The organism is Methanocrinis sp. (assembly GCF_049974945.1).
Lineage (GTDB): Archaea > Halobacteriota > Methanosarcinia > Methanotrichales > Methanotrichaceae > Methanocrinis.
On record NZ_JBNGCU010000065.1, the window covers coordinates 1 to 10852 of the forward strand.

10 protein-coding genes are annotated in these 10852 nt (G+C 62.2%); all 10 read right to left on the bottom strand.

Translation table 11 applies throughout. The annotated features are described in order from the left end of the window. Positions 1-42 precede the first annotated feature (42 nt). Positions 43-309, bottom strand: coding sequence for a hypothetical protein (locus ACP5EL_RS07320; protein WP_428401861.1), 267 nt, complete (start codon positions 307-309; stop codon positions 43-45). A gap of 188 nt (positions 310-497) precedes the next feature. Further along, on the bottom strand, positions 498-2006 hold the full coding sequence (locus ACP5EL_RS07325) for a thiamine pyrophosphate-dependent enzyme (RefSeq protein WP_428401862.1): 1509 nt from the start codon (positions 2004-2006) through the stop codon (positions 498-500). A 12-nt stretch (positions 2007-2018) separates the two neighbouring features. Beyond that, positions 2019-2912, bottom strand: a complete 894-nt coding sequence (mmp11, locus tag ACP5EL_RS07330; RefSeq protein WP_428401863.1) for a methanogenesis marker protein 11 — start codon at positions 2910-2912, stop codon at positions 2019-2021. 67 nt (positions 2913-2979) lie between these two features. After that, positions 2980-4272 carry a tRNA pseudouridine(13) synthase TruD gene (gene truD / locus ACP5EL_RS07335; protein ID WP_428401864.1) on the bottom strand — a complete coding sequence of 431 codons (1293 nt, stop codon included), beginning with the start codon at positions 4270-4272 and terminating at the stop codon, positions 2980-2982. 23 nt (positions 4273-4295) lie between these two features. After that, positions 4296-4664, bottom strand: a complete 369-nt coding sequence (gene pth2 / locus ACP5EL_RS07340; RefSeq protein WP_428401865.1) for a peptidyl-tRNA hydrolase Pth2 — start codon at positions 4662-4664, stop codon at positions 4296-4298. 89 nt (positions 4665-4753) lie between these two features. Beyond that, entirely contained in the window at positions 4754-6070 is a 1317-nt protein-coding gene (gene dnaG / locus ACP5EL_RS07345; protein ID WP_428401870.1) for a DNA primase DnaG, read from the bottom strand. A gap of 442 nt (positions 6071-6512) precedes the next feature. Then, positions 6513-7571, bottom strand: coding sequence for a 60S ribosomal export protein NMD3 (locus ACP5EL_RS07350; RefSeq protein ID WP_428401866.1), 1059 nt, complete (start codon positions 7569-7571; stop codon positions 6513-6515). After that, the gene (locus ACP5EL_RS07355) at positions 7568-7888 is read right to left on the bottom strand and encodes a DUF424 domain-containing protein (protein WP_428401867.1); all 321 of its coding nucleotides are present in this window, start codon (positions 7886-7888) and stop codon (positions 7568-7570) included. Before ACP5EL_RS07355 ends, ACP5EL_RS07350 begins: the two co-directional genes overlap by 4 nt. 9 nt (positions 7889-7897) lie before the next feature. Beyond that, positions 7898-9967, bottom strand: coding sequence for a minichromosome maintenance protein MCM (locus ACP5EL_RS07360; RefSeq protein WP_428401868.1), 2070 nt, complete (start codon positions 9965-9967; stop codon positions 7898-7900). A gap of 138 nt (positions 9968-10105) precedes the next feature. Further along, a partial coding sequence (locus tag ACP5EL_RS07365; RefSeq protein ID WP_428401869.1) for a methyltransferase domain-containing protein occupies positions 10106-10852 on the bottom strand: 747 nt, incomplete at its 5' end.

A 10852-nucleotide genomic window follows, 5' to 3' on the forward strand; every position in this document is an offset into this window, starting at 1 on the left:
TCTCCGCGGAGCCCGGCAGCAAGAACGAAATCGCCTTCCTTCTCACCTCCCCAGCCCCTTCTCCACCTCATCGCAGAACGCCCTGATCTGATCTTCGTCGAGCTTCCCCTCGGGGATCACAAAGACCCTGTAGCCCGCCGCACCCAGCTTCCCGACCACGAAGGGATCGGCGTTCCGGGTGTCCAGGACGATCGTCCTCTCCTTTTTAAATAAAATGTCGGCCACGTACCCTACGCGAAGAGAGGTCTGGAGCCGGAATTTCAGCCCTCGGGCCTCTAGCTCCAGGATGACGCTATCGAGTTTGCGCAAATCTCACCACATCCTGGCCGCTACAGGAGCGCGATAAGCTATTATTTTTATCTTCAGAATGACGGCTTCCATCCAAGCGAGCTGTCGCGGCCTCTCCAAGGAGGATGATTAAGTAGCCGCCATCGTCGACCTTGGACCTCCGGATGTCGCCCCTCATCTCGGCGACTTCGGGCCGGACAGAGGGGAGATCATCTTTCTGCATCGTATCTTGGGCAGGTCCCCCTCACCACCACCAGGGAGACGCCGGGCTCTGCCAGCTCCTCGGCCAGGACCTCCTCGATCAGATCTTTGGCCACCGGAAGGTCGAGGGTCCTCTGTCCGGGAACGATCCGCTCCAGGAGGGATTTTATGTCGGGGACGCTCTGGCCTCCGGTCATCGCCGCGACTCCGTTATCGAGGAGGATCACCAGAACCTCCCGTCCGTTCTTTACGGCGTCGATGAGCCCCAGCAGGCCGGAGTGGCCGAGGGCGTAATCTCCGATCAGGGCCACCCCCTTCTCGCTGAAGCCCGAGGCCACCCCCACCGAAGAGCCCAGGCCGTAGACTACGTCCACCGCCTCCAGGGGCGGCCGGATCGCCCTGATGCTGCAGCCCGCGTCTCCCGCCACCGGGACGCCCAGGTCTCGTACGGCCTCGTAGAGGGGCCAAAAGGGGCAGTCGTCGCAGACGTCTCTTGAGGCGGGCCGCTCTTCGAACCTCTGAGGCGAGGGTCCGGGACCGGGCCTTGCGCCTGCAGCGATCAGCTCCAGAGCCCTCTCCAAATCCTCCGCCTCCATCCTCCCCCAGGGGAGGTGGCCGGTCGTCTTGCCGAAGACCTTCTCAGAGATCTGGAGCCGGGCCTCGATGAAGGGGGTCGGCTCCTCTGCGATCAGGATCCGCCCGTGATCTCGGACGAAGACCCTGATCAGATCCCAGGGGAGGGGGTGGGAGATGCCGACGACGAGGAGGGGAGGCTTCGTCCCCAGGTTCAGGGCGAGGCCTGCGGGCCTGCCCGAGGCTATCATCCCCAGCTCCCCACCGCCGTCCCGGAGGAGGTTGAGGGACGAGGTGGCGGAGGCCCGCCTCAACAGCGGCAGGACCTCGCCCCGGTACCTCTGGTGGCGCCCCTTCGCCGTCAGGTCCCAGATGGAGCGGTCGAAGGTTTCAGACCCCGCCCCTTTCTCCTCCTTTTTCTCGGCATGGATCGTGGTCTTGGCCTGAGCCGGACTTCGAGCTGCCTCTCCAAACTCGAAGGTGGTCCTGACCATTGCAGGAGCCCTGACCCTCTCGGAGAGGGCGAAGGCCTCCGAGAGGGCCAGGGCGAGGAGCTGGGGGCCCCAGGGATCGATGACCGGGACCTCGCAGAGGGGTCCGTAATTTCTCACGTCCATCTCCACCTGCGACCCCCGGGGCCCTACGTCCTCGCCCACGAGGATCACAAGCCCTGCCCCGATGGTGTGGCTCGGAGCGATCGAGAGGGGGTCGGAGAGGATGTTCACCCCCAGGTGCTTCACCAGGACGATGGATCTTCTTCCCGAAGCCGAGGCCCCCAGGGCCACCTCCATCGCCACCTTCTCGTTTGCGGCCATGGAGGCTCCCCCGCCCAGAGCGGGGACCGCCTCGGTCGCCGGATAGCCGGGAACGTATATCCGGAGATCGACCCCCAGGTCGGCCAGGGCCTCTCGCAAAGCGTCTGCGCCCGTCGGCCCCTTATCCACAAAACCGCCTCCTCAGATCTCGGGCCTCACCGACTCGACCGGCCTTGAGAAGAAGGGGATCGCGGCCAGTGCTCCGATCAGCCCCTGGCCGGCCAGGACGACCTGTGTCCCCGTCCTCTCCGCCGTCTCGACCGCGAGGTCGTAAGGTATCCGCTCGGTCCTGCAGAGCCTGGAGTAGTCGATCAGGGGCGAGGGGTCAAAGCCCCGGTAGACGGCCATCCCCGTATTCGGCGAGACGCTGTAGCGCTCCAGAAGCTCTTTGAAGTCCGAGAGCATCCCGTCGGCCTTCCCCGGCAGGGCTGCAAACTCCACCGCCGTGGAGACGCAGTTCTGGGTCTTCGTGGGTACGGGAAAGAGCTGGACCAGGGCGTGGGAGACGTACCTCGCCTCGGGCCGGTCCACCTTGCTGGAGATGTTGTGGACCAGAGACCAGGTCGCTCCCTCCGTCTTGGAGTCGGTGTCGTCTACCCCGATGACGATCCTCTCCCTCCGGGGAAGGACGATCGTCCCCCGGCCCACCTTCCCGCCCCCAGACTCGGAGACGGTGGACCGGAGGACGTCTCCGGCCTTCGACCGGGAGACGGTGGCCCCCACGCCGCCGCCGCCGAGGCCGGCGTAGGTTACCGCCACCTCGTCGCCATCGACCTGCACCGACTCAAAGCCCGCCGACCTCCGGGACGAGGCGAGGTCGAGCTCCACCCTCCCAGACCTTACCAGGTAGCGGAACCACTCCCCCAGTGAGCGGGAGCTGATGACCAGAGGGCCCTTAGAGTAGTGGTGAAGGGACCAGGCCCCTCCCCCGTAGCAGGAGGACCGCTCCAGGATCTCCACCGTCTCGCCGTCGGGGCTTGATACGGCGTGAATCTGCCTATAGACCACAGCATAGGGATCTTCAAGACTTAGCACTAATGAACACCTCGAAAGAACGCTATCCAAATGATCGGCTTTCAGGTTATGGATTTCGGTCTATTCCTCAAGATCGCCCTGCCTCCCCGGTCTTCATGTACTCCCGCAGAACGACAGTGGCGTAAGAGCCGGCCGGAAGGTCGAACTTCAGCAGAGCCGATCCCTCTTCCAGCTCCACCGCCGGATCGACCCTGAGGAGGGCGGGCCTCCTATTTCCGGGGGAGCCGAGGTCGGGGTTCGTCTCAACCCGAAAGTCGGAGAGGGCGACGCCCTCTTCGCCGAGGACCGACCTCTCGGTCTCGCCGGGGACCCCCTCTGCAAACTCTGATCTGTGCCCGAATAGCGGCAGGGTGACGAAGGCCCTCCCCCGATCCGCTAGCCTGTTGACGGCCGCGAGGTTCGTCTCGTCGACTGCCTGGAGCTTGTCGGGGTTGGGAAGGCCGCCCTTCGAGAAGCAGACCACGTCCCCTTCCACCGCCCGGTCGAGGGGGAGCCCCAACCTCATCCTCTCTGAGAGGATCCTGTTGAAGAGGAGGGACTGGTAGGCGTGGACGAAGAGCCTCTTGAGGTTGGTCGCGAGAACGTCGAAGGAGTGAGCCCAGTCCCCATCTTCCGAAAGGCGGCTGATCATCGCCCTCTCATAGCGGAGCCGGAGGGGATACTCCTGAAGGGCTCTTGTGAAGTCTCTTCCCTCAAGGAGCCTCGACCTCGCCATCCTGGTAGTCTCGGGCTCGCCGGGGAAGGGGAGGGCGAGGTAGGTCAGGGCCGCCCTCTCGGGATCGCCCCTCACCAGGGCCTCGCCGACGAGGTGGGTCACAGGCCTCACCTCGCCGAACCTCTGGACGCCGAAGTAGTTGGGAAGGCCGCCGAGGGCCCGAATCTCTTTTGTTACATCGTTCAGGCGGCTGGCCACCTCCACCTCTTCGAGGTCGATCTCGCCGATCCGAACGGAGAACCGATTTCCACGAAGGTCGCCCAAGGCTACCGGACGGTTGGACCTTCCGAGAACCCCGACCTCGACGCCCGGAAGGGTTATTCGAGAGATCTCCTCTTCGTCCAGATTCGCTATGCTCATCCGCTGCCTGGTGACGGCCTTCTTGTCCTTGGTTCCGGCCCAGCTGAACCTCCTCTGGCTGATCCTGAGCTGGCGGGATAGCTCCCTTACCAGGTGATGGGCCTCCCAGTCCACCTTCTCGACCTCGACGATCAGGTAACGTCCGCCCCTATAGCTCTGGTCCTCGTATATCTCCTCGACGACGAAGTCCTCGCTTCTCATGCGGAGCCGCCCGCCGCATCCGGGTGAACTGGTGGCGTATAGCTCCATCCCGATGGCTCGATCGAACTCTGGCGCCTCGATCATCGCTAGATCCCCTCCCCCTGACCTCAGACCAGCTTCAGGTTTCCCGTGATCCTGTCGAGCAGGGATGCCGGGGCGGGCCCCAGGCCCAGAGCGGTGACGGTTCCTGGCGGGATCTCGGTGAGCCCCGCATCGATAACTATGGCGGAGGCGACATCCGCCCTCTCCGCCTCCTCCCTCAGCCTGAAGATCTCCTGGAGGGAGGGGGCCTTGAGGACGATCTTCCTCTGCCCCTCATCCTTCCAGTCCCTGACGACCCTCTTTTCAGCCCGTTCCATGGCCAGGATCGCTGCGTGGGCCACCTGGACCGCCAATTTGCCGGAAGAGAGCTTCAGATCTCCGCGGATCACTATACACTGCTTGAACTCCATGATGGCGGGGGTTAGAGACCGCATCAGATAAAAGGGTGCACGCTTCCCCGGGCAACAGATCCCCAGGAGCGACAAAAGAGGAGGAGAGTGACGAAGAGAAGAGAGGGCCCCTTTCAGGCCTCTCCCGTCATCACCTTGACACAGAGGGGACTTTTGACGATGTTGCCGAGCTTCGCCCCTATCAGGTACTCCAGGTTCTTATCTGCGGCGATGTCCAGGATCCTCTGGGTGACGACGCCGTCGAAGATGACGCCGGCCACGTCGCCGTTCGACTCCTTCAGCTCCTTTGCGAGATCTCTCACCGCCACCTCTCGAACCACGTTCTGGTTTCGATCGAAGAGGCGGGCGGAGAGGGTGCCGTTCAGGGCCTCGAGATGAGGCTCAAACCACTGGCCTGCATCCTCCGCGACCTCCTCCCGCTCCTTCTCGATCGGCTTGGTCTCGGCCTCGAACTCCAGGTCCGGCTCCGGCTCGTGGATGGTGATGGTGGGGGCAGCCTCGACGGTCCGGTCCGCCGCCCTGCTGATCCTGACGGGCCTCTCCCTGATCAGGCTTTTTCTCCTGGTGGTGACCTCACGCCGCGGCTTCTTTGAGGGGGCCTTGATCTTGTAGAAGTCCAGGACCTGCTCGACGGGGATCTTCTGGCGGAGGGCTCTCACGATCTCCTTTTGGGTCATGTCCTCGACGCACTTACCCTCGGGTGCCCTAGCCACATAATCGATGTCTGCAACCTGGAGGAGCTCCTTTACGATCAATTCCCCGCCCCGATCTCCGTCGGTGAAGGCCGTCACCACCTTCTTGCTGCAGAGCTCTGCGATGGGAGGAGGAACGTTCGTCCCGCCGACGGCGACGGCGTTCTTGATGCCGTACCGGAGGAGGTTCAGGACGTCGGCCCGCCCCTCCACCACCAGGATGGCGTCGGAGTCGAGGACGTTGGGGCCTGCGGGTAGACGATCCGGTCCAATGTGGGTGATCTCCTCTACCCTCACGGATTGTTTTATCTGTTCGGTGATCCCCTGGGTGTCCAGGATGTTCTCGTCGAACATCTCCATTATGATCTGCTTTGCCCTGTCCACCACGTACTTTCTCTTGGAGGCTCGGACGTCCTCGATCTTGGAGATTTTGATCCTGGCTATGCAGGGACCGACCCGATCTATCGTCTCCAGGGCAGAGGCGAGGATAGCCGTCTCCACCTTGTCGAAGCTTGAGGGTATCGAGATCGTCCCCGAGGACTTGCCGCCGCTGGACGTGATCTGGACATCGATCCGGCCGATCCGGCCGGTCTTCTGGAGATCCCGCAGATCAAGGTCGCTTCCGAGGAGCCCTTCGGTCTGGCCGAATATGGCCCCGACGACGTCGGGCCTCTCCACGATCCCGTCTGCCGTGATCTCAGCGTGAATTACGTATTTAGTGGTATCAACATTCTGCATCATAGACACCTCAAATTTTAAAATAGATAAATAAATACACTCGCGGCCCCAAAGCTCCAACGCTAACGCTGGACCATCCATAATTTCCGCCCGGAGCCGAAAAACCCCAGCATATCATTTTTTAGAGGATGATGGTGAACGTGTATCTATCTAGCTATCTCAATCGGTGGGTATCAACTTCGTGATTTTGAGCATCATCTTGATGATCGAACTTCAGCATATCGGATTCACATTTATCTTCAAGTTGGATGTGCACATTACGCAAGGCGAGGATTCATCACCTGAGAGGTTATTCTCGAAGTTTAATATATCACCCAGAGCATGAAGATGGGTTTAATGATCATCCGGCTCGCAAAACTCGGCTTTGCGAGGATCACCATTGCCTAGAAATAGGCCAGAGCTAGTTTAATAACTTTGTGGTAGAGGTTAAGAGGGCTCGGGATCAAACGTCTTCATCCCGGGGAGGCAGAATGACCATATCGCCCCGAAACCTCAAAAACTCTATCTCATCCCCCGGTCCCGCCCGGAGATGGACGGGCCTGGATGCGGAGACCGCCCTGTAGCTCTCCGGGTCCAGAAACTCCAGAACGTCCCTGTCCCCAGCCACCACCAAGCCCCTCTCGGCAGAGGATCGGTCTCCCACGACTAGGGCATCTTCAGCATCTTCTTCGGATAGATATGCAGTGTGCCCATCTAGAAGAGAGCTGCAGAATGTCCTCTTACCCTCAAACCTCCTCACCTCCATAAAGGCCCCTTTCGCCCTGACGATCTCGCCGGCTCTGAGCCTCGGAAGCCTGACCAGGATGGTGGTCCGATAGACATTCTTTCCGTCCTTCATCCCCACCAGACGATAAGACTCCCCGGAGATTCCGCCGAGGCGATCCTGGATCGCTCTAGCGATCGCCCTCCCCTGCTGGGTCGACCCCAACACCAGGTCGATCCCGCCCTTGACCTCTCTGACCTCCTGGACGAAGGAGAGGCGGTCGCCTCTCGATAGACAGTAATCGGTGGTGGCCTCGGCGATCTTTTGAGTCTCCTTTAGCTCCTCTTTGGAGGGAGCACCTTTTGATCCCCTCACCTGGACGATCGCCTCATAGTAGTTTCCCGCCATCCTGCTGCATCTCTCGCAGGTGGCCCGCCGGACCGTGGCCGCCACGATGCTCTCCTCCTCCGCCGGGATCTCGCCGAAAGTTCCGGCGAGATGGACGGAGACCAGGTACTGGGTTGCATTCTTCCTTCTGACCGAGATGGAGACCTCCGGGTTCGCCAGATCCCGATGGGTCCCGACCTCAGCGGCGACGGCGTCGGTGATTAGGTCCTCGACGGTGGCTTCGGCATCCTGCCACCTCCCCCGGAGCAGGGTGGAGCCGCAGACGGGACAGACCGTCACCTCGACGGAGTCGGGACAGTCGAGAAGATTGGCCATCTCCATTCGGCAGCGGTCGCAGAGCCCCAGGGGAGAGGGCCCGCCGCATCTCGGGCAGACGCTTTCAAGGTTCACATCCGCACCATCTGAGCGGTGGGAACCCCGCCGATCCGAAGTACGTTCTCGCCTTCGACGCAGCTCGTCTCGATGGCGCAAGCGACGGCCCTCTCCCCCACCATGTTGGCTATAGTGGCCCCGGAGAGGGCCTCTGCCACCTCCGGGGCGGTGGCCTCTTCCTCGCCGAAGAAGGCCGCCTCCACGGATAGGGATAACATTCCCTCGTCGAAGGTCTTTCCGAGAAGCTCGCAGTCGCAGACCGCCACCATCACCTCTCTGTTGACTTTGTGAATCTTGAGGTACATCATCTCAGATCTATCATCGTCGTCTTGCATCTTATCACATCAGGTAAGGTTCAAAAAGCCGTTTCTCGGCTCGAAGATGGCTCCGTCTCGTTTCAGCCTCTTTATGATCTCTTCGGCTTTATGTCTGTCCATCCCGAGATTGGCCTCGGCCCTTTCGAGGACGACCTCCAGGGGGGCCGGACCCTGGTGCGTCGAGCTCACCTCTTTTACGAGGTCTATCATTAACCGGGTCTTGTCTCTGGTGCTCTTGCTCATCCCCACCGCCAGGACATCGGCGTCGAGAAGGCCGGTCTCTGGATCGACCCCCACCTGGCGGAGGCAGGCCTCGACGATCCGGATCACCCTCTCGGCATCGCCTCCGGTGATCTCCTCGCTGAGCCGGAGCCGTGCGCTCGATTCGCTTAGCCTGAAGAGTGCCTCGAGCTGCCTTGCCGTAACCGGGACGGGCTTGTTTGAGTCCTGTCCCTGCTTTCTGAGGCTGACGTAGTATCCCTCCAGCCTCTCTCTCGCCTCATCGGAGAGGACGGGAAAGATGTTCTTTCGAGCGTAGGCTATGTACTTTCGAAGGACCCCAGGCTCGATGGCCGGGCGGATCACGTCCATCACCGCCTCCAGCTCCTCTTTCGAGTAGCCGCCCCGCGAGGAGATCTCGCCGGCGTAGGTGGTCTGGCCGATGTGGTGGGCGATCTTGGAGTCCCGGGCGTCGCTCGGCTCATCGGTGAGGACGAAGATAAGATCGAACCGCGACATGAGGGCCGGGGAGAGGTTGATCTGCTGGGATATCCCTTCGTACTTGTCGAAGCGGCCGAACTTGGGGTTTGCGGCGGCGAGGAGGGCGCACCGGGACTTGAGGGTCGCCATCACCCCGGCCTTCGCGACGCTGATCGTCTGCTGCTCCATCGCCTCGTGGAGGGCGGACCGATCTTCGTTTCTCATCTTGTCCATCTCGTCGATGCAGGCGATCCCCTTATCTGCCAAGACCAGCGCCCCGGCCTCGATCGTCCACCGGCCGTCGCCGAGCTCGTCCTTGACCGCCGTCGCGGTGAGGCCAGCCGAGGTGGAGCTCTTACCCGAGGTGTATATCCCCCGGGGGGAGAGCTTTGAGATGTAGCGGAGAAGCTGGCTTTTTGCGATCCCGGGGTCGCCGACCAGGAGGATGTGGATGTCGCCTCTGATCCTGGTCCCGTCGGGGAGGCCCTTGGAGACGCCGGAGAAGAGCTGGAGAGCCAGGGCCTCCTTCACCTCGTCGTAGCCGTAGATGGAGGGGGCGATCGACCTTTTGATCTTGTCGTAGATCATGGGGTCTTTTGAGAGGTCTCTTATCTCCCGCTCGTCCTCGGGTCTGATGTCGATCTCCTCGAACTCCTGCTCCATCATCTCGATGGAGTTTCCCTCCAAAAAGAGGTCGAAGTACGTGCTCTTGCCGGTCTGGGTCGTCCTCTGATATGATCGCAGAACGCCGCTGATGACCACCCGGTCGCCGGGGTAGATCATCCCGGTCATGTCGTCCTCCAGCTGGACGTCCAGAGTCTGGGGCTGCTCGCCCCCCCGGAGCTCTTCGGGGGACTCCTGGACCCGGACGTTCTGGGCGTCGACGAACCGGGACCGGTCCAGGAGGAGCTTGAAGGGGCCGCGGCGGTCGCAGGCCTCGTTGGGGCAGTCGTAGGGCTCCTGGAACTTGGAGGTGGTCTGATCCTTGTAGAAGAGGTGGCCGCACCTCTGGCACTCGAAGGCCGCCGAGATCACTTTGGGCCGCACCTCGGTCACCGTCCGGATGAGGCCCTCCAGGGCGATGAACCGACCGATGTGATCGCTCCGCAGCTCGCTCGTCTTAAACCTTCGAGGCAGGCCCGCGATCCGGAAGTGGGCCTTCTCCAGGAGAACGTCGATGGGCAGGTCGATCTCCAGGAGGGCGGTCTCGGCCGCCTCCAGGAGGGGCTCGGGCCGCTCCAAAAGCTCGTCTGCGAACTCTGGGTCGTACCGGTCGACGTCCGGGAACTTGATTACGAGGCTACGGCGAAGGGGGTAGGAGTCGGCGAGCTCCAGAAGCTCGTCCCAGTACCTGGACCTGATGAACTCCTCCCACTTCGCTACGGGATCTTCAACCATTACAGAGGATAGCTAAGGGCGGAGATGATATCTAAACTTTGTCAGGGTAAACATTATCAGGCCAGTCTTGGGCTGCGAGCTACATAGAGGAAGTCGGGGGCGAGAATGAGACGAGAGTTCAAACCCGACCCCTGTGCCTCATCCCCTCTTTCCGGTCGCCTTGAAGAAGGTGTAGCAGAAGACCCCGTCCTCTTCCGCCGTCCGGTACAGGTCACAGATCCCCAAATCGAACTCGTCGGGCCCCGTCAGACCGGCCGCCAGCGCCGCATCCCGGACCCCCTCGATCATGGCGGTGAAGGTCCTCCTGGTGAACCCCTCCGCCATCGCGGGCCTGCTGCCGTCGGCGTAGACCATCCGGGGCGAGACGGAGACCTCGGCGAACCCGGCCCGGGCGAGGAGCGGGTATAGCTCCCGGCCGATCATGGCGTTTCCGCCCGCTCGCTCCTGCAGGGTCACCTGGCAGTCAATGGCCCGCCGGGCCGCGAGGCTGTCGGGGTGAAAGTATGCAGAGCCGTGGTCTCCCTCTATCGCCGTGATCGTCCCGCCCGGCTTTATGAACTCCTTGAGGATCAAGAGCGCCTCGACCGGCCGCGGCAGGTGCTCCAGGACGAAGCAGACGAAGAGGTGGTCGAAGGAGGCCTTCGGGAAGGGGAGGTGGAAGATGTCCCCCTGGAGGACCCGGACGTTTGCGAGGCCCTCATCTTCGGCCTTCCCCCTCGCCTCGGCGGCGGAGGATCGGGAGATGTCGAGGGCGATTATCTTTGCACCGGGGCTATTTTTGGCGAGGGGGACGGTCTGGGCTCCCACCCCGCAGCCGGCCTCAAGGATGAGAGATCCCGGCGGGTAGGAGGTGTCGGAGTGGAGGAGGTCGACGAGGGTGGCGGC

Bases quoted from the DNA above. Each gene is read 5' to 3' on its own strand.
- truD (WP_428401864.1), bottom strand. From the start codon at position 4,272: ATGATCGAGGCGCCAGAGTTCGATCGAGCCATCGGGATGGAGCTATAC.
- pth2 (WP_428401865.1), bottom strand. From the start codon at position 4,664: ATGCGGTCTCTAACCCCCGCCATCATGGAGTTCAAGCAGTGTATAGTG.
- dnaG (WP_428401870.1), bottom strand. From the start codon at position 6,070: ATGCAGAATGTTGATACCACTAAATACGTAATTCACGCTGAGATCACG.
- ACP5EL_RS07355 (WP_428401867.1), bottom strand. From the start codon at position 7,888: ATGCAAGACGACGATGATAGATCTGAGATGATGTACCTCAAGATTCAC.
- ACP5EL_RS07360 (WP_428401868.1), bottom strand. From the start codon at position 9,967: ATGGTTGAAGATCCCGTAGCGAAGTGGGAGGAGTTCATCAGGTCCAGG.